This window comes from Brevibacillus laterosporus LMG 15441 (assembly GCF_000219535.2).
GTDB classification, from domain to species: domain Bacteria; phylum Bacillota; class Bacilli; order Brevibacillales; family Brevibacillaceae; genus Brevibacillus_B; species Brevibacillus_B halotolerans.
This window is the reverse complement of record NZ_CP007806.1, coordinates 1,796,097-1,814,537: the sequence shown is the minus strand read 5'-3', so window position 1 is coordinate 1,814,537 and position 18,441 is coordinate 1,796,097. Positions and strand designations below refer to the sequence as shown.

Genomic DNA, 18,441 nt, shown 5'->3' with positions numbered 1-18,441 from the left:
TTAACTCCCCCTTACGATCCGTATACGTGCATCAAAGTAGATTCCGGCGCTGGATATGGTGCCTGCTCAGCGTATTCCGTCGCTTCATCTACAATTGCTTGCACTTCGTTAGATAGAGCCGACTCTGACTCATCCGTTAAGAGGCCTGCCTCTTTTAAATATTGGGAAAAGGTGATGATGGGGTCTTGTTTTTTCGCTTCGTCCACTTCTCCACGATCACGGTATACACGATCATCATCATCACTTGAATGAGGTACGAGACGATAGGTTACGGCTTCGACTAAGGTAGGTCCTTCCCCAGCCTTTGCTCGATCAACCGCTTCTTTCATGACACGATACACTTCAATAGGGTCGTTACCGTCTACGCTAACCCCTGGGAATCCATAACCAACTGCGCGGTCAGCCACGCTTTCGCAGGCCAATTGCTTTTTCAAGGGGACGGAAATGGCATATTTATTATTTTCGCAGAAGAAAATAACCGGCAATTTATGCACCCCTGCAAAGTTAGCCCCTTCATGGAAATCACCTTGATTGCTAGACCCTTCGCCAAAAGAGGTGAAAACTGCATGATTCTCACCTGTCATTCGACCTGCTAAGGCAATTCCAACAGCATGTGGCACCTGTGTCGTAACGGGACTCGATCCTGTTAAAATTCGGTATTTCTTCCCGCCAAAATGACCAGGCATTTGACGGCCACCACTGTTAGGATCTTCAGCCTTTGCAAAAGCTGACAGCAACGTATCACGAGCTGTTTGCCCAAAGACCATAACCGCTCCAAAATCACGATAGTACGGGCATAAATAATCTTTTTCTTTATCAAAGGCAAAAGCAGCCCCAACCTGAGCGGCTTCCTGTCCTTGGCAGGAAATAACGAATGGAACTTTACCAGCTCGGTTTAACAGCCAAAGGCGCTCATCCACTTTTCTTGCCAAGAGCATGTAACGATACATGTCCAGCACTTGCTCATCGGTTAAACCTACAGCCTGATGACGATTCTTTGTCATAAGGTTTCCTCCCTGCATTTAAGAATGAATAGCCAGATTGTCAACATCCAGAGCCGCTTCCGCAAAGGCTTCCGACAATGTCGGGTGCGGATGAATGGTATGGGCGATCTCCCATGGGGTCGCATCCAATACACGCGCTAATGCTCCTTCTGAAATCATTTCAGTAACATGCGGCCCAATCATGTGTACACCAAGTACATCATTGGTTTGTTCATCGACAACTAATTTTACAAATCCATCGTTTTCTCCAAAAACTAATGCTTTGCCTAGTGATTTAAAACTAAATTTGCCTGTTTTAACGCGATAACCCTGTTGTTTCGCTTCTGCTTCACTTAAGCCTACACTTGCTACTTCGGGACGGCTATAGGTGCATTTGGCTACCTTTGCCGGATCAAGTGTCTCCACTGGTCGATTATTCATATGCTCAACGGCCAAAATTCCTTCGTGAGCAGCTACGTGAGCCAATTGAATTCCACCAATCACGTCTCCTACTGCATAGATATGCGGTTCAGCCGTTTGATAGGTAGAATTAACTGCAATATGCCCCTGATCTACCTTAATTTCAGTGGCTTCTATGCCTAAATTATCTACATTAGCTTGACGGCCAACAGACAAGAGCATTTTTTCAGCGATAAAGGTTTGAATTTCTCCCTTTACCTCCGCTTGTACGCTTACCTGACCTTCCGCCACCTGAGCGGTTTCGGACATTACTTTTGCATTTGTCACGATTTTTACTTTTCGTTTTTTAAGTATGCGAGTTAATTCCTTACTGATATCAGCATCCTCTGTTGGCAAAATGCGATCCCCGTACTCGATTACGGTCACATCCACACCAAAGTCTCTTAACAAGGATGCCCATTCCATACCGATAACTCCACCACCAACGATGATCATAGACGCTGGGAGCTGTTCCATTTCCAACGCTTCATCGCTCGTCATTATATGTATTCCATCTATATTTAGGCCAGGTAAAACGCGTGGTCTAGAGCCAGTTGCAATCAATAAGAAGCGAGGAACGATGATTTCTTGTTCACCATCCGTTGTCTCAATGCGCACCGCACCAGCTTGCGGAGAAAATATGCTTGGTCCCATTACGCGACCAAATCCTTGATATATTTTGATTTTTCCTTTGCTCATCAAGTATTCTACGCCTTTATGCAATTGCTCCGTTATCGAGCGTTTGCGCTGTTGTACCAGCCCAAAATCCAGCTCTACATTACCTGTGCGGACCCCATATTTTTCACTTTCCTTGATCGTGGCAAAAACCTCGGCACTACGCAATAATGCTTTGGATGGTATGCATCCGCGGTGTAGGCACGTTCCGCCCATTTTATCCTTTTCGACGATGGCTACCGACATGCCTAATTGTGTGGCACGGATCGCCGCTACATAGCCGCCAATTCCTCCACCAAGCACGACAAGATCAAATTCTTGGGACATGTTCATATCTCCTTTACCCTGTAGTAGCTATGTGTTGCTTTTGCCTTACCGAGACACATTATACCACATTCCATGACCTGGTACTAAAAAAAGAGTTGGATGTGTCAAGAAATGGTCCAACTCCTACTCTTTTCTCATTTGTTCTGCCTTTTTATCTTGGGACTTGGCATGAAGTAGATCGTGTAGGTAGTGCAAGAATCAATTACATTCTTGCACTACCGTACTACCAATGCTTTTTTCAGTCAAGTTGTTCTTACTTTGGTAAGCTTGCTTTTGGATCACGCAAAAACGTTTTACGTGATCTAGCTAGACGAGCAATACGCTCCTCTGCCATGCGATCAGCCGCTTTGTACGTAGGAATATTATCGCGATCTGCAATCTCAAACACGCGGTTCATATTATCGTAAATCGTCTCTACCTTCTTCATAGCACGTTCACGGTTGTAGCCATGCAATTCATCTGCAACGTTAATGACACCACCAGCGTTAATTACATAATCAGGTGCATAGACGATGCCCATTTCCTGGATAATGTCGCCGTGACGTTCTTCTTTTAATTGATTATTAGCCGCTCCAGCAATTACTTTGGCTTTAAATTGTGGAATGGTGTCATCATTGATAATTGCACCTAATGCACATGGAGAGAAGATATCGCACTCAACGCCGAAGATTTCATTGACTCCTACCGCTTTAGCTCCAAAGTCCACAACCGCACGTTGAACATTTTCCGTGTTAATATCCGTTACAATTAGATTTGCGCCTTCTTCATGCAAATAGCGGCACAAATTGTAAGCAACATTCCCTACCCCTTGAACAGCAATTGTTTTACCGGAGAGATCATCATGACCAAAGCCGCGTTTTACTGCTGCCTTCATCCCGCGATACACTCCATAGGCTGTTACAGGAGAAGGATTTCCACCAGAACCAAATGCTGGTGATACGCCTGTTACATAGTTAGTTTCTTGATAAATTAAATCCATATCAGCAACAGTTGTTCCTACATCTTCAGCCGTAATATAACGTCCGTTCAAGCCTTGGACAAAACGCCCGAATGCTCGGAATAACTCTTCGCTCTTATCTTTACGAGGATCACCGATAATAACCGCTTTTCCTCCGCCCAAATTAAGTCCTGCTGCCGCAGCTTTATACGTCATACCACGAGACAAGCGAAGTGCATCTTCAATTGCCTCTTCTTCGGAATTATACATCCACATCCGTGTACCACCCAAAGCTGGGCCAAGCGTTGTATCATGAATTGCAATAATTGCTTTTAATCCAGAAGTCTCATCCTGACAAAACACCAATTGTTCGTAATCGTATTTTTGCATATAATCAAAGATTTTCATGAGTAGCCCTCCTGCTGTTTCTATTCCAAAACGATTTTTGGGGTTTGTTTTTCTTTCTATGAATTCGCTTACACAACCTACCTTTTTTCTAAAGCAATAAGCATGCCAACCCACAAGATATTTGTGAACAATCGGTGGAGAGGATGTGAACAACACGTTTCACTTTATCTATGATGAAATATTTTGCACTACTTTGCAATCCTTTGCACGCAAAATTTTGCAGATCTTCACAAACCATCTTGTGGATTCGTTTCCAAAATGCCTAGTTTCTCCATTTTGTAATAAAGATTGCGTAAGGATACACCTAACTGCTTAGCTGCTTCTGTTCGATTGCCCTTTGCCTTATGTAACTCTTGTAAAATACATTGTTTCTCCGCCTCTTCGACGGCTTGCTTTAAGGTTCTACTTTTCCTATTAGTTGGTTTCTGATTGACCGCTTCCGTTTGAGAAGCATCAGTTCGTTCCAAGGGTGGCAAATGATGCGGCATGATCTCTATCTCTGTAAATTTCATGTGAATAATAGCCCGTCCCAAAATATTTTCGAGCTCACGAACGTTACCTGGCCAACGGTATCCTTTTAGGACTTCTAGTGTGGATTTGTTGATTTGCTGAACGTGGCGACCATATTCGAGATTAAATTTTTGGAGCAAAAAACTAGCAAGCGCTTCCAAGTCCTCCTGCCGTTGACGCAAAGGTGGTATGTAAATCGGGAGCACATGTAAGCGATAATACAAATCTTCTCGGAATTTGCCAGCTTGTATTGCTGTTTCCATATGAACATGTGTAGCTGCAATAATGCGAACATCGATTGGAATCGCTTTGGTGCCACCAACACGGATAATCTCTTTTTCCTGTAATACGCGTAAAAGCTTAGCCTGCATACCCATTGATAGCTCACCAATTTCATCTAGGAAAATGGTACCGCCACTAGCTTCCTCAAATAGACCGCGTTTGCCCCCACGTTTTGCACCAGTGAAGGCTCCCTCCTCATACCCAAACAGTTCACTCTCTAACAGGGTCTCTGATAAGGATGCACAATTAACCCGAATGAATTGATTGTACTTTCGCGAGCTTCCATTATGAATCGCATGGGCAAACAATTCCTTACCCGTTCCTGATTCACCACGCAAAATGACCGTAGCTGGAGTCATGGCAGCCAGCTTAGCCTGTTCAATCGCACCCTTCATCGTTTCACTATCCCCGATAATATCATCGAAGGTATACTTTGCTTCCAGAGTGCGGATCAGTCGTTTAGCCGTCTCTAATTCTTCAGATAAGGTCTTAAATTCAGATATATCATGAATAACGCCTACACTGCCACGCAATTCTCCATTAACCAGCACCGGGGCTACGTTTACCACCACATCCTTACGCATTGGCCCTAGCTTCATACGTACACCGCGAACTGGTTTTTTGGTACGCAGCACTTGCATATGCATACTCTCACCTTCAGAAATATCCACAGTAGCTGGCTTGCCTATAACATCCTTGGGTGTCATTCCCGTAATGCGTGTATAGGCTGGGTTAATCAATAGTCCGATCCCATCTCCATCAACAACAGAAATCGCCTCGTCAGAGGAATGTAAAATTCCTTGCAATAAGCTTTGTAATTCTTTTAAATCGGTTACCTCTTCAAGTAAAGATATAATTTCGGTAATATCTCGGAAGACGGAGACAGCCCCGACCACTTCCCCAGCATCATTTCGTACAGGTACCCGATTCGTAATAATACGAGTGTCATTTGTTAAGGCCTGCTCCTGATTAATCTCTGGCTGACCGGATTTTAGTACATAGTGTAAACGTGTATTCGGAATCGTATGCTCCGCACGCGTACCAATCACTTCATTCTTAGACAACCCCATCAGCTTTTCACTAGCTCGATTAAAGATCGTTACCTTCCCCTCTTCATTGACAGCAATAATTGCGTCATGAGTGGAGTTTAGCATGGTATCATACTCTCGTTGCTTTTGACGAAGTGTCTGAATAAGCTTTTCGTGCTCACGAATCAATCTCATGATAATACTCGTAAAGTTACCTGGTATTAAAACCGTTTCAGCACGCTTTTTCTTTAAAATGTCATCATAGGCATGAGGATCGCCAGTTGCTTCTAAAATCAAATCCACATCAGCCAAATAAGGAACATAATCCGTCCCTACCTGTATCCCAAGAGAGTTAGCCACTAGTATACCTGGGGCATCAGCATTGTGGTCGATCACAGCAATCAGCTTTACACCCTCCATCTGCAACAATAAGTGGATTAGTAGTGTACCGCCTTTTCCAGCCCCCACTACAATAACTTTATGCATATAAAACCCACCCCTTTCATTGAGGACTGCTGCTATGGCTGAATCTTCCACCTTACATTTTATCGTATTTTGTAGGTTAGACAAGCATCCCCAGATGTTTTATGATGGAAATAAACAAACCTTTACAAAAGGATGTGTCTTGGTTGCTTGGTCAAAGACTGGTTGCGTTGCTCATCATGGTAATTCCCGCTGTCATCGCAGGCTGGGGCTTTAAGATAATGCGCGATACACTCTATCAATACTTTAATCCTGATATCAATCAATTTATGTGGGGGCACTTCACTTTAGGAGCCTTTTTATTTGTTGTGCCTATTGCATTTATTGGAGGCTTTATTTTGCATCATGACCGTAAACGCAATCGCGTTCAACCGCGCTTTATGAAGCGAGATCCCGATGAAGATGATGAGTAAGAAGCTTCGCTATGCATAGGCGGAGCTTTTTTTCCTCCCAATAAATCTAGTTTATGCAAAAGAGGGCGATTTCGGATAAAGGTCGTAAATGAATAACGCTCTGCCAATATATGCAGAAACAGAAACAGTAGAAAAAAAACAATTTTGATGTTCAAGGGAGTAGTACTGATTAACGTGTACCCTAAAATAAATCCAAGATAATTGGAGCCTGTATCTCCTAGCATGACCATACGTTTTGCATCATGATAAAATAAAAGAAGGGTCGCACTTATAATGGGATAAATCATGATCCACGACACTGGTACGCTAAAAAAAGGAGTCGATACTAACACAAGAATAAATAAGCTCAAAAATACCTTACTGGCTCTTCCAGGTCGCAGATCAAATAGGTTTATTAGATTAATCGACAAGGCAAGGAGGATGGTATGAAACAGAATCTCCAGCACATTATCGTATAACGCCAGACAAATAATAAGAGAGATATTGCCCCCTGCCCAGGCTTTTAAAAAGCCACTGGTCATTCTTCGTTCAGTAACTAGGATACCGACATGTCCGCGGAATCCCTTAATATGCTTATCGTGCGCGCAGTCATCCTGCCAGCCCAGCGCGGCGATTGCAAAAGAACCACAAAGAAAAAACACCCCCAATTTCCAAGGTAATGCTACAGAAGGCTGAAAGCACCATAATAGCAAGAGCAGCAAATAGGTACTGGTAATATAAAAAAATAAAAACCACCCGCAGCCTGTTGGTATCAATTCCTCCTGATAATTTAATCTGACAATCTCGTGTTTCTTCAATATTTTAATTCCTCGAAGGAAAAATACATCGTGCAAGATCAGCGGTAGCATGATGGCAATACAGGATAGTAATGGTATGGAGCTATTATTCATCTCTTTTCCACCTCCTGCCGCTTGCGTTGTAAGGTTCGGTACACATGCCAAAACTCTTTGCCCCTATGCAAAAATCCGTGAAGATTGTTTGTTGTATAACGATGTGTGAAATTCACCGGAACTTCTATGATTCGATATCCAGCTCGTAAAATATCAATTGTCATTGCTACCTCAATCCCAAACCCACAATCCACGAACCGAACACAGGAAAATAAATCGCGTCTAAAAGCTCTTTGTCCGGATAAAGGGGCTTGCAGCTTCTGTAGAGTCATCTGTACTATCCCTTGATGGGCCAGCTTTTTAGCTAGTCCAAAGCCAGCCTTACGAGGGGCTTTAGGTAATATAGCTATCGACATATCACAATCTTTTCTGACGACAGGAGTCAGTAATTTATCTACTTCACAGGCGCTCTTTTGTAAATCAGCATCCAAAAACAAAATAATATCACCTGTCGCTTCCTTCCAACCCGCATGCAAAGCAGCTCCCTTGCCAACATTCTTAGGCATGATAATGAGCTGATCCACCCAAGGCCGAGCGATGTCAGCAGTACAATCGATACTCCCATCATCTACTACAATCAACTCATGGATGAACGATGACCCTCTTAATGTAGAAACGGTTTCCTCAATCCAATCCTGCTCATTAAAGGCTGGAATAATCGCGCTAACTCTCATACCATTCCCCTACTAACGTGCGTCCAGAGCATATAGCCAACAGTACGAATGGTTGGATGCATGAATAAAAGCAGAAGAAGTAAGCACAAAGAGCTTGCCACAACAGTAGCCACAGAAGGCTTGTACATTTCTTTTTGCTGAATCAAGTAATGAACGCCCTTTGCGTCAATCAGCTTATGTCCAATGCGAGTACGAATAAGAAAAGTACTAGCCATTCCCTTTCTTCCTTTTTCCAAGAAATCTTGCATGTTGGTATGACTCCCGACTGTAATAATCCGAGTAGCCTGACCTTGATAAGCAACTAGCATTGCTACGTCCTCACTCGTACCAGGAGCGGGTAAGAGCTGATACGACACCCCCAGCCTATCTAACCGACTTCGACCAGGTGCGATTCCATTTTTATAAGCGTGCAAGATAATGTCTGCTCCAGAAAACAGGGCCCGATCCGATACGCTATCTAAATCACCTAAAATAACGTCAGGAATCCATCCACAGCTCAGGATGACATCAGCTCCCCCATCTACCGCAAGCAGAATTGGTCGATACTTCTTTATAAATGAGGATAATGAGTGAAGATCGTCTCGTGCAGAGGGCCCACGGTTCACAAGCACAACAAATCGATTCGTAAACGACGCACGGATGCAGACAGATGGAAGTTTAGCTGTAAAAAGGTTTTTTTCTTGTTCCAGAAACGATAGCGTATTTGTTAGAAACTGTATGTAATGTTTTGGCTCGTGATTTATAGCTTGCTGCGCTCTCGTTTCGTAATCTGACATACGAAATGGACGTAGAGCAATCTTGATTGGTTGTTTGGCAGGAAGAGCATGTAAGCAATCATTGATAATTTCGATTTGCTTTCCGTCTAAAAACTCTTGTAAATCTCTTGTAACAGCTGCTGTATGTTCGATCTCATAAAGTATTATGTTCTCTTGTAAAAGAAGGGCTGCTCCTTCTGTCAAAAAATCGCCTGTCAAAAAGGGGGAGAGATTGATAACTGCTTGTACTTGAGATGCAATCAGGTCTTCAGCCGCTGTTACATCCAGATTTTTATGGTCAATCATGGCAATATGCCCTGCCTTTAATCGTTGGCACAGCCACTTGGTTTTTGAATCTGTCATGAGGGTTCCCTTAATGTGAACAGAATCGGACTTGCCTTTACGCCATCTCATTATTACTCCACCTCCTATTTCTAGTATGACGTAACCCCTTCTTGATCATGCGTCAATAGGAGAACGTCATTCGAATTGACTTTGGATTCTTACACGAAATAAACATAAAAAAAGAAGCTTTGCAAAAGCAAAAGCTTCTCATGATGAAACCACTTACATTTTACAATTACGCACCTGTTGCGAATTTAAGAATAAGGAAATCGGCGTAGACAAATACTGCTAATGACACCAAGCCAAACGCTGTGGCAAACCTGTTTTTCGCCTTTATGGAACGAAAGACCCCAGCCAAAATAAACAGAGTTATCAGAAACATGGTTACGTCCATAACCCATTGCATCCCAATTCAACCCCTTTGCAAATAATATACCTGTCCAAGAGTAGCAAACAATGGCAATTCAATTATATAATGTAGCCAATATTGAAACAAGTCATAACAGCAATTGTGACAAGTAAATTCACAAGTTTCCTATCACTCTATAGATTGGCAACTTTCCTACTTGGTCAACTTTTCTATCTTTTATTTTCCTGCAACCCTTTTGGTTGTATAACCTCTAGCATTTTGTCGCTCCAACTATCAGTCGCATCCCTAGCCTTATACGCTTCCTTTAAGAGTGGATTATGAAAATGTTAAGCAGATGGTGTTACAAAATGTAGGGATTGCTCTGCTACCTTCACGTTTCGTTCAACAGGAACAGCTACAGGGAACATTAGTTACAATTGATATTTCCCAAGGCACGTTTACCCGGCCTACTCTACTCCTATCCTGCTGAAAAAGCAACCGATCTGCGTCTCGCATCCTTTATAGATTGGGTGATACAGCATTATGATCACTGATGGGATTGGTAAAAGTTTTTCATTCCTTTTTGACTAATTGACGCCATGTGTTTTGCGGAATTGGGGATGCTATGAAAGACATTTTCAACAGCTAACCATTGAAGAAAGGAAGTGTCATGATGTCCAAGCATAACGGAGTCAAACCTAAGCAAAGCGATAAAAATAACCCCTCACAAACGCGATCTTCCCATACCATGAGCAAGGAATCGCAAGCAAAACCTATTTCCCGATAGCGCTAAAGTGAACCAGTGGAAAGGAGGCTATCTCATGCACATGCTTACATCACAATACAACCAACAAATCAATATGCATAAGCAACAAGCTCAAGCCCATCTCACTCAAGCTCAGGCTCACGAGCACCAAGCTCTGATCCATCGTCAACAGGCTGATTTACATGATAAACAGGCAACGCTTTTAATGCAGTCTTCCCAGCAAATGACTCAAAATTCAGCGGCAATGCCGGTTTATTCTCAGCAACTTATGAACCAATCCATTGACAGGCAACAGCAGGAAAATCAGGTTGCATACAATAACCAGGTTTCAAAGGCTTCTCTAGCTTTTAAAGGCAAGGTTCCAAGCGACGAGGAATTAGCTGCCGGACATAAATCGTTAAGTAAATGATTTGTTCCAAGCTTAAAAAAGTTACCCCCCTTTTACTACTAAGGTTAAAGGGGGGTAACTTTTTACATATCGTCCGTCTGATAAGCAGGTTGTTTTCAACAAAGGATTACATAACAATAAAAACTGGGCACCTTCCTTGTACTCCCATCTTCTTTGAATAAAAAAAGGCCTATCCCCTTTTTTTAAAAATGAAACTTTCTGTTCTACTGCCTTGTCTAATAGTGGAACCAAACGATTGGAGCATTTGTTTGAAAGGAGAGAACGATATGCGCGCGCATACTCCCAATCATTCCTCGAAGGAGAGCGATCATCTTTATAAACTTATTGAAGAAAACAAGGAGCAATTGTACAGACTTGCTTACAGTTTTGTAAAAAACAGAGAAGATGCACTGGATATCGTACAGGAAACGATATATAAAGCCATCGTTTCAATTGATACACTGAGAAAACCTGAATTTCTCAAATCATGGCTGTATCGTATCGCGATTAATTGCTCTCATAATTCCTTGCGAAAGATGCGGAGAATGGTAGTTATGGACACGAGTATTTTGGAAAATGTTATGCAGCATTCGGATAAAAATCGGGATGATATCTTCGATGTGAGACAGGCACTAGAAAAACTCGATCTAAAATATAAGACAGTAATTATCTTACGATTTTTCGAAGATATGACACTGGAGTCCGTAGCAGAAATCTTGGATGTGCCCGTAAGTACTGTTAAAACGCGTCTCTATCGGGGACTTCAAAAATTAAAAATTGATTTGCAGGAGGTTGAACATCTTGAACAATCAATTAAATGAAGTAAAAAAGAGCTATGAAAGCATCGAAATACCCAAGGAGCTAGATGCTGTAATCCAATCGGCTAAAGCAAGGGCTAATGCAGAATTATCATCGCGAAATAAGGGAGAAAGACCAATGAAAATGAAAACTAACAGAATGGTAATGAAAGGGCTTGGCGGGGTCGCTGCCATGTTTATATTGTTTGGCGTTGCCGTTAACACATTGCCGAGCTTTGTTGCTGCTGCAGCACATGTACCGTTTCTAGGAAGCCTTGTAAAGGTATTGCAATTTAATGGCGGGTATGCCGATGGCGGCGAAAGAACGGACGGAAGTAGCATCAAGCCAATTACGCTCGTAAAAGAAAAAGATGCCGAGCAAATTGTCATCAACTTTGCCCAAGGTAACGAGGAATTGGGAGAAGCACCACAAAAAACCGCCCCTGCTTTTAACGTATCCTATCAGGAAAATCCATACACAATGACTTTTACCTTAAATGGCGTAAGATGGTTTGATCAGCAAACCTTTGAGGAACTGAAGAAAAGCGATTTGATAGCAGATGCATACCGGTTGATTACATTAGACGATTCTTCTGATCGTTTCGTATTTGTCTTTACATCACCAGTGACATATGAAGTAAAGGAATATTCGGACCCTGCCCAAATCGTATTGAATCTTTCAAAAGATAAACAGGCACAGCTAAAAACTGTATATTCCATCAGAACTGCCGCATATCCACTCGGGGAGCACTTGGCTTCAATGGAAGAAGCGCTGTTTAAGGAGAAAGGAATTCGTGTCTTAAAAGACACCGAAAATATGTTTTATATTGAAGTAGGAATGTTAGAAAACATGGAGGCAGCAAAACAAAAAGCTTCGAAAATAAATGAAAAGTACGCGAAAATCTTTAAAGAAGAGTACGGAATGGAATTTAACGTCTTTGTTGAAAAAAGGGGAAAATAAACGTTCCATACTGGACGGAACTGTTCCTTTGAGCCAGAAATAATCGAACACTCCATAAAAAATAGGATGCCGAACTCCCACTCAAATTAGTGACACGGCATCCTATTTCTATTCGTTGCATTATTCGTAACGCAATGCTTCAATTGGATCCAGCTTGGCTGCTTTGTTTGCCGGATAGATTCCAAAGAAGATCCCGATTGCACTAGAGAAGCCAAATGCGATTAGAATACTATCCCAGGATGTAACAGGAGGCATGCCTGCAAATGAGATAATAATCGAAGCTAACCCAAGTCCAAGACCGACCCCTACACCGCCACCAATTAAGCAGACAATAATGGATTCGATCAAAAATTGGGTCAGGATATCCCGTTTTTTGGCACCTAGGGCTTTTCGAATCCCGATTTCGCGTGTGCGCTCCGTTACGGAGACGAGCATGATGTTCATTACCCCGATACCGCCCACTAAAAGAGAAATTCCGGCGATAACCGAGAAGACCATCGTAAGCATGTCAAGCATCTTCGTGATCTCTTTTAGATCATCGGCGCTGTTTTTTACCATGTAATGATCGGTATGCTTATGTACACGATTTAGATATTGCTTGGTAAAGTCCATCGCGGCTTGAATCGTAGCATTTGATTTGGCCTGAATATGGAACATGTTTACCGTTGCTTTTTCGTTATGGTTAAGATAGGTTCGTGCCGGCATGTACACCAGATCCTGCATGCCGCCGCCCATAAAGCCCTGCATATCATTTTTTAGAACCCCAATGACCACAAAGGAGGCATCTGACATGTAAATCCGATTTCCTACAGCATTTCCCTGAGGAAACAATTTATCTGCTAAGCCCTTGTCTAATACCACAACATCTCGCTGTTCTTTATCGTCATCTCTGGTGTAGAAACGACCCTTCTCAATCTTATAGCTCGAATTTACCTCTAAAAAGTTACCCGTTGTCCCATATACTTGAGCACTGATATCCTTTTTCTTATCCTTGATGGTTCCGCCACCGTAGATTTGAGCCATAACATTTTGAACGTAAGGATTAATTCTTTCCAGGGTAACGGCATCATCGATGGTCAAATCATCATCCTTGACAGGTTCTTCGGTCTCCCAGCTTACCATCGCGGTAAACTTAGCATCGGCTACATTTCCGAACTGACTTGTCATCATTTCTTTTCCGCCCTTACCCATTGTCATAATGGCAATGACGGAAGCGATGCCGATAATAATTCCTAGCATGGTTAAAATGGAGCGCAATTTATTGGACCAAATACCATCTATAGCAATGCGAAAGCTTTCGATGAGGTTCATGTAGCGAACACCTCGTTTTCATCTGCGACAGCAAAGAGTCGTTCTTTTACTTTTTCATCCTTTATAATGACACCATCTTTAAAGACAACAATACGTTCTGCGTGCTGAGCGGTATCCAATTCATGCGTGACCAGAATAATGGTAACTCCCTGTGCGTGCAATTCTTGGAAAATGGCCATAACCTCTCTAGTAGAACGGCTGTCCAGGTTTCCCGTTGGTTCATCCGCTAGCAAAATCGCCGGGCGATTCACGAGAGAACGGGCGATGGCTACACGTTGCTTTTGACCGCCGGACATCATAGGCGGCTTGTGTTCCATACGCTCTTTTAGACCTACGCTAATGAGCGCTTCTTCTGCACGTTTTTTGCGTTCGCTTGCCGAGATGCCTGCATAAAGCATAGGCAATTCTACATTGCGAATCGCAGAAATACGGGGCAATAGATTAAATGCCTGAAAGACGAACCCAATTTTTTGGTTTCGAAGATCAGCTTGTTGATTTTCGTTTAAGGTAGTGACCTCTACTCCGTCCAGTACATAAGAACCGGAAGAGGGGCGATCCAAGCAACCCAGCATGTTCATAAAGGTGGATTTACCAGAACCAGAGGGCCCCATGATTGCGACGAATTCCCCTTTATTAACGGTAAAATTAACTCCTTTTAGGATGGGTAGCTCAGAATCACCGTTCATAAAGGTCTTACGAATATCAGTAACGGTTAGCATCTGTTTCCCTCCTTTTATACTGCTCCAGGTACGCCTGCTTCCATTGCCATTACAGGCATGCCTTCCATCAAATCAGCGGAAGGGCTGCTAATGACACTGTCTCCTTCATTTAGACCGCTTGTGATTTCTACATTCAAGTCACTTTCTGTACCGGTTTGTACGGGACGTTTTTTCGCCAGACCGTTTTCTACAACCCAGACAAAGGAACCGCTTGGATCATTCACAACCGCTTGGAAAGGGACAACAAGAATGTTGTTTTTATTGGTGATCATAATATCGACATCGACATTAAAGCCAGGTTTTAGTACAGAGACAGCCTGATCCAATTCCAATGTAACATTCACTTTTGTTTTTCCTGTCGTTTCCCCTTTTTGAATCTTTGTAGCCAGCGGCGAAATACGGGTTACTGTAGCTGCTGCTTTTTCTTTGCCCATAGAAGTGCCGCTTACAAGTGCTTTTTGTCCCAATTGAATCTCTTTTACATCTGATTCGTTAATATCTGCTACTACTTGTAATTTTGTCACATCACCCATCGTAATGATTTCTGTACCCTTCGTCACGGCTTGACCATTCTTAGCATCCACCTTTAAAACGGAACCGGAGAAAGGAGCCACCACGGTGGATTGAGAGCTTTGCTTCGCTAGCTCCGCTTTTTTTACCTGTAGCTGGTTAATCTGTGCTTGAACGGAAGCAATATCTGTGCTTTTTGGACCTTTTTTATTGAGGGCTAATTCGCTCTGGGACATTTTAAGAGATGATTGCGCTTGGGATAATGAGTCCTTAGCCTTGTCCAAATCAGTGGCAGGAGAAGCACCAGCCTCTACCAATTGTTTGGTACGGTTGTATTCCTTCTCGGCAGAGTCAACCTTTTCTTTCTCTTGACGAACGCGTTCTTCCTGTTGGGCAATCGTTTCAGGTTCTTTACCTGATTTAACACGATTTAGTTCAGCATGCTGCGAAGCGATTTGCGCATCAATGGATGCCATTTCGCTTGATAGATCGGTAACATCTATACGAGCAATGACTTGATTTGCTGTAACCTTGTCCCCTTCTTGTACGTTAAATTGCAGCAAGGTCCCATTATTTGGGGAGAAAAGCGTAACCTCTTGCTTGGCTTTAACCATTCCTGATGCCATTACTTTGTTTTCAATGCTTCCTTTTACAACAGGAATGACGGAAACAGGAAGGCCTGTTGCGTCGACAGCGGTCAATTTCAAATAACCATAGGCGCCGGCGACTAGTACTCCAGCTGCAATAACACCCCACCAACGTTTCTTCATAATAGCCTCCTTACAAATATCTTTATAAAGGATTTACGTATAAATCTTGCAATAGTTCTATAGATTTTACTCATTTTTTCAAAAATCATCACCTCTCTACATCATTCCTTTTTACTTCATTTACTTGAACAACTTGTATTCTAGGCTAAAGGGAAAATGTTTACTATTTAATTAGGTGACACTAATATTACAAATTTGTAAGTTGAGGATTGTTTTGCGCTTCCATCTTGTTTTTACATACATCTCATTTGTGCCTGTGTAGTTGAAAATGGACTGGTTTTTTATATAGTAGGAGGCTTGTTTTTCCGGAACATTCGAATTTATAGGTCGTTAGGATGGGAGCGATTCGAGGAAATGCTAAAACGAAACAGCTGTCAGAAGGCCTGCTCTTTCGCTCATGTTATTTAGTAATAACGTTCTGCTGTCAACATCTGTATCACAGGAACATAAAAAAGCGTAATTTGACATTATTATATTGAGGCTTATCCGTTTTACATAACGTTGTAATATTAACCATCCCATGCAACGTTTTAGAGCTAGTTTTCCCTAGATGAATTGTTTCGCTATGCGTAAGTTAAACGAAAAGTGGAGCAGTTTCCGCTGCACGCTACTCCACTTACGTTCCGCTTTTGATAAGAAACTTGCTTAGAACTTGGAGTCTGGCTCCTCTATCTGTAAACCAGTCAGCAAGCGTGCTACCTGTCCTTTCGCTGCTTCAAACAAGTAGCAGCATCTTGCATAACCTTGTCCGATAAAGATACAGTCTGCCTTAATTACTGATCGTTTCGGCGACCAGCGAGGCGTATGCTTTTGCTCCTTCAGGTTGTAAATGAATGCCATCTTTAGTTAGCCAGCCCGATTGGTTCGCACTATAGGAATACCAATCGATTATCTTAACATTGGAACGCTCCTCACCTGCCCTACTCAGCTCTTGGTTCACCTTATCCTGCCAATTCCGCGGAACTCGTGTATTAATAAGAATAATCTGCCGTTCTGCACCAAGGGTATCGAGTAGGTTAGTTAGCGTATCCGATGTAAAGGGACCATTCGTACCAAGCTCAACGATGACACACTTCCCAAGCCGGTTTTCAGATTCAAGCTGTTGTACAATAGCTAGTGCATCTTTCATTTGCCGGCTGACCTTCGCATCGATCATAATACCTGGTACAAGCTTCTCTAGTTCTGGAGCAACACCGAGCAAGACCGAATCCCCAATAGCAGTTACCCCATCGGATAGTAAAGACGGTGTCTGGACATCCTGCGACTGTATCAGCAATTCATGCAGCTCTGGTTCTTCCTTCGGTTCCTCCTTAAGCTTGTCGGTAGTTTCGCCTTGGATCATTTCTTGTTTCACTTCTTTGGATGACGCTCCCGTAGTCTCGCTCTCACGCTGGGCACAAGAGACGCATAAGAGAACAATCATGCCAATTGACAGTAATACAGATAATCTTCGACGTCGAATGAAGGCGGTCTGGTTTACCCTTTTCCGTAGTTCGATCTTACTTCGTTTCCAGCCTTCGATTAAAGTAGATGACTCTACAAAAGGTGACTCTACGAATTTATAAGACAGCGCTGCTAGCCATATCATCACCACGAGTAAAACAAGCTGAAGGAGTAAGCCGGCTTTCATATTAGGATTTGCAGGAGCTGTTAAAACGATAATCGGATAATGCAATAGGTAAATGCCATATGATCGCTGACCGACCCACCTAAGAGGTTTCCATGCAAGCAGCTTGCTCACAGTAGTGAACGGGCTTACAGCAGCGGCAATGACCAATGCCGCCGCGACTGAAAGGACAACCATGCCTCCCCTATACAGCCACTCGTCATATTCTCCGGTAAAGACAATCATGTAAGCGACAATAGCTCCACCGATAGCACCTACAACATCGAGGACAACGGTACCCTTACGTGACAAGGGTGTGGCAAGAATACGACTTGGCCATGCAAGCGCGAGTGCAGCTCCGATCAAAAATCCGAATGCCCGCGTATCCGTACCATAATACACCCTGCTCGGGTCCGTATTAGGATCGTATAGCAGTACCATCGTACCAAAAGATACTGCTGCACCGATCAACAAATACAGCGCAAGTTTTCCACACGTAGGGTTTGTGAATCTTATGATGCCAAACAGTAACAATGGTAGCAATAGATAGAATTGCTCCTCGACTGCCAGTGACCAGAGATGACCGAAAGGAGAAGCTGGACCAAAGCTCTCGAAGTATGACACATCGTGATAAATAAAGTACCAGTTACTCATGTACATGATCGCAGCCCAAATATCTCCCCGAATCGAGACGAATCGACTGCTATCCGATATAAACAGAATGACGGAAACAACAAGTAGCATAAGTAGCAGGGCTGGAAGTAGTCTGCGTGCGCGACGGAACCAGAATCGTTTCAGATCGATCCGCCCTTTGCTCCGATACTCTTCCACCAATAAATCCATGATGAGGTAACCGGACAGAACGAAGAACACATTAACTCCCAGTAGTCCTCCTGAGGCTCCTCTCCACCCAAAATGATATGCCACAACGACAAGAACAGCTAGTGCCCGTATCCCGTCCAATCCCGGCATATATCGTCGTTTGCCATCCTCTATATTTACATGCGATTTATTTAATCGATACGTTGCTTCCACTGAAACTTGACCTCCCTCTAATTATTTGTAACACACCATAACTTGGAGTATGCATTCAGT

General features: G+C 42.9%; 17 protein-coding genes. 5 read left to right on the top strand and 12 right to left on the bottom strand.

Annotated features, from left to right (window positions below; all coding sequences use genetic code 11):
- Nucleotides 1-11: 11 nt before the first annotated feature.
- From BRLA_RS08430 to BRLA_RS08415, 4 genes are all read right to left on the bottom strand, one after another.
- Nucleotides 12-1,004 carry a thiamine pyrophosphate-dependent dehydrogenase E1 component subunit alpha gene (locus tag BRLA_RS08430; RefSeq protein ID WP_003337836.1) on the bottom strand — a complete coding sequence of 331 codons (993 nt, stop codon included), beginning with the start codon at nt 1,002-1,004 and terminating at the stop codon, nt 12-14.
- An 18-nt stretch (nt 1,005-1,022) separates the two neighbouring features.
- Nucleotides 1,023-2,444 carry a dihydrolipoyl dehydrogenase gene (gene lpdA, locus BRLA_RS08425; protein WP_041752032.1) on the bottom strand — a complete coding sequence of 474 codons (1,422 nt, stop codon included), beginning with the start codon at nt 2,442-2,444 and terminating at the stop codon, nt 1,023-1,025.
- A 253-nt stretch (nt 2,445-2,697) separates the two neighbouring features.
- Entirely contained in the window at nt 2,698-3,789 is a 1,092-nt protein-coding gene (locus tag BRLA_RS08420) for a Glu/Leu/Phe/Val family dehydrogenase (protein ID WP_003337838.1), read from the bottom strand.
- A 227-nt stretch (nt 3,790-4,016) separates the two neighbouring features.
- A complete protein-coding gene (locus BRLA_RS08415) occupies nt 4,017-6,095 on the bottom strand; it encodes a sigma 54-interacting transcriptional regulator (RefSeq protein WP_003337839.1) in 2,079 nt (692 codons plus the stop codon).
- Between the two features lie 101 nt (nt 6,096-6,196).
- Between BRLA_RS08415 and BRLA_RS23120 the strand changes: the two genes are divergently transcribed.
- Nucleotides 6,197-6,505, top strand: a complete 309-nt coding sequence (locus tag BRLA_RS23120) for a DUF2627 domain-containing protein (protein WP_003337840.1) — start codon at nt 6,197-6,199, stop codon at nt 6,503-6,505.
- Here BRLA_RS23120 and BRLA_RS08410 read toward each other — a convergent pair.
- From BRLA_RS08410 to BRLA_RS23115, 4 genes are all read right to left on the bottom strand, one after another.
- Nucleotides 6,460-7,395, bottom strand: coding sequence for an MraY family glycosyltransferase (locus BRLA_RS08410; protein WP_003337841.1), 936 nt, complete (start codon nt 7,393-7,395; stop codon nt 6,460-6,462). The two genes, BRLA_RS23120 and BRLA_RS08410, sit on opposite strands and share 46 nt — an antisense overlap.
- Nucleotides 7,392-8,069, bottom strand: coding sequence for a glycosyltransferase family 2 protein (locus BRLA_RS08405; protein WP_003337843.1), 678 nt, complete (start codon nt 8,067-8,069; stop codon nt 7,392-7,394). The genes BRLA_RS08410 and BRLA_RS08405 overlap by 4 nt, the downstream gene beginning before the upstream one ends.
- Complete coding sequence (gene steA, locus BRLA_RS08400) at nt 8,066-9,238, bottom strand: putative cytokinetic ring protein SteA (protein WP_003337844.1); 1,173 nt, start codon at nt 9,236-9,238, stop codon at nt 8,066-8,068. The genes BRLA_RS08405 and steA overlap by 4 nt, the downstream gene beginning before the upstream one ends.
- 166 nt (nt 9,239-9,404) lie before the next feature.
- Nucleotides 9,405-9,575, bottom strand: coding sequence for a DUF2759 family protein (locus tag BRLA_RS23115; RefSeq protein ID WP_003344759.1), 171 nt, complete (start codon nt 9,573-9,575; stop codon nt 9,405-9,407).
- A gap of 298 nt (nt 9,576-9,873) precedes the next feature.
- Here BRLA_RS23115 and BRLA_RS24570 point away from each other — a divergent pair, with 298 nt between their 5' ends.
- The 4 genes from BRLA_RS24570 (at nt 9,874) to BRLA_RS08385 (ending at nt 12,430) form a co-directional block, all read left to right on the top strand.
- Complete coding sequence (locus BRLA_RS24570; RefSeq protein WP_236867715.1) at nt 9,874-10,008, top strand: substrate-binding domain-containing protein; 135 nt, start codon at nt 9,874-9,876, stop codon at nt 10,006-10,008.
- 331 nt (nt 10,009-10,339) lie between these two features.
- Complete coding sequence (locus BRLA_RS08395; RefSeq protein ID WP_022583968.1) at nt 10,340-10,693, top strand: hypothetical protein; 354 nt, start codon at nt 10,340-10,342, stop codon at nt 10,691-10,693.
- Between the two features lie 266 nt (nt 10,694-10,959).
- Nucleotides 10,960-11,493, top strand: coding sequence for a sigma-70 family RNA polymerase sigma factor (locus BRLA_RS08390; protein WP_022583969.1), 534 nt, complete (start codon nt 10,960-10,962; stop codon nt 11,491-11,493).
- Nucleotides 11,474-12,430, top strand: a complete 957-nt coding sequence (locus BRLA_RS08385) for a hypothetical protein (RefSeq protein WP_003337850.1) — start codon at nt 11,474-11,476, stop codon at nt 12,428-12,430. Before BRLA_RS08390 ends, BRLA_RS08385 begins: the two co-directional genes overlap by 20 nt.
- Nucleotides 12,431-12,550: 120 nt before the next feature.
- Here BRLA_RS08385 and BRLA_RS08380 read toward each other — a convergent pair whose 3' ends face one another.
- From BRLA_RS08380 to BRLA_RS08365, 4 genes are all read right to left on the bottom strand, one after another.
- Nucleotides 12,551-13,741, bottom strand: coding sequence for an ABC transporter permease (locus BRLA_RS08380; protein WP_003337851.1), 1,191 nt, complete (start codon nt 13,739-13,741; stop codon nt 12,551-12,553).
- A complete protein-coding gene (locus BRLA_RS08375; RefSeq protein ID WP_003335497.1) occupies nt 13,738-14,460 on the bottom strand; it encodes an ABC transporter ATP-binding protein in 723 nt (240 codons plus the stop codon). The genes BRLA_RS08380 and BRLA_RS08375 overlap by 4 nt, the downstream gene beginning before the upstream one ends.
- Nucleotides 14,461-14,474: 14 nt before the next feature.
- A complete protein-coding gene (locus BRLA_RS08370; protein ID WP_003337852.1) occupies nt 14,475-15,740 on the bottom strand; it encodes an efflux RND transporter periplasmic adaptor subunit in 1,266 nt (421 codons plus the stop codon).
- Nucleotides 15,741-16,509: 769 nt separating this feature from the next.
- Nucleotides 16,510-18,381, bottom strand: a complete 1,872-nt coding sequence (locus BRLA_RS08365) for an acyltransferase family protein (protein WP_003337853.1) — start codon at nt 18,379-18,381, stop codon at nt 16,510-16,512.
- Nucleotides 18,382-18,441: the final 60 nt, after the last annotated feature.

What these genes read in the sequence shown, in the direction of transcription:
- BRLA_RS08430 (WP_003337836.1), bottom strand. Translation starts at nt 1,004, where the DNA reads ATGACAAAGAATCGTCATCAGGCTGTAGGTTTAACCGATGAGCAAGTG.
- lpdA (WP_041752032.1), bottom strand. Translation starts at nt 2,444, where the DNA reads ATGTCCCAAGAATTTGATCTTGTCGTGCTTGGTGGAGGAATTGGCGGC.
- BRLA_RS08420 (WP_003337838.1), bottom strand. Translation starts at nt 3,789, where the DNA reads ATGAAAATCTTTGATTATATGCAAAAATACGATTACGAACAATTGGTG.
- BRLA_RS08415 (WP_003337839.1), bottom strand. Translation starts at nt 6,095, where the DNA reads ATGCATAAAGTTATTGTAGTGGGGGCTGGAAAAGGCGGTACACTACTA.
- BRLA_RS23120 (WP_003337840.1), top strand. Translation starts at nt 6,197, where the DNA reads ATGATGGAAATAAACAAACCTTTACAAAAGGATGTGTCTTGGTTGCTT.
- BRLA_RS08410 (WP_003337841.1), bottom strand. Translation starts at nt 7,395, where the DNA reads ATGAATAATAGCTCCATACCATTACTATCCTGTATTGCCATCATGCTA.
- BRLA_RS08405 (WP_003337843.1), bottom strand. Translation starts at nt 8,069, where the DNA reads ATGAGAGTTAGCGCGATTATTCCAGCCTTTAATGAGCAGGATTGGATT.
- steA (WP_003337844.1), bottom strand. Translation starts at nt 9,238, where the DNA reads ATGAGATGGCGTAAAGGCAAGTCCGATTCTGTTCACATTAAGGGAACC.
- BRLA_RS23115 (WP_003344759.1), bottom strand. Translation starts at nt 9,575, where the DNA reads ATGCAATGGGTTATGGACGTAACCATGTTTCTGATAACTCTGTTTATT.
- BRLA_RS24570 (WP_236867715.1), top strand. Translation starts at nt 9,874, where the DNA reads ATGGTGTTACAAAATGTAGGGATTGCTCTGCTACCTTCACGTTTCGTT.
- BRLA_RS08395 (WP_022583968.1), top strand. Translation starts at nt 10,340, where the DNA reads ATGCACATGCTTACATCACAATACAACCAACAAATCAATATGCATAAG.
- BRLA_RS08390 (WP_022583969.1), top strand. Translation starts at nt 10,960, where the DNA reads ATGCGCGCGCATACTCCCAATCATTCCTCGAAGGAGAGCGATCATCTT.
- BRLA_RS08380 (WP_003337851.1), bottom strand. Translation starts at nt 13,741, where the DNA reads ATGAACCTCATCGAAAGCTTTCGCATTGCTATAGATGGTATTTGGTCC.
- BRLA_RS08375 (WP_003335497.1), bottom strand. Translation starts at nt 14,460, where the DNA reads ATGCTAACCGTTACTGATATTCGTAAGACCTTTATGAACGGTGATTCT.
- BRLA_RS08370 (WP_003337852.1), bottom strand. Translation starts at nt 15,740, where the DNA reads ATGAAGAAACGTTGGTGGGGTGTTATTGCAGCTGGAGTACTAGTCGCC.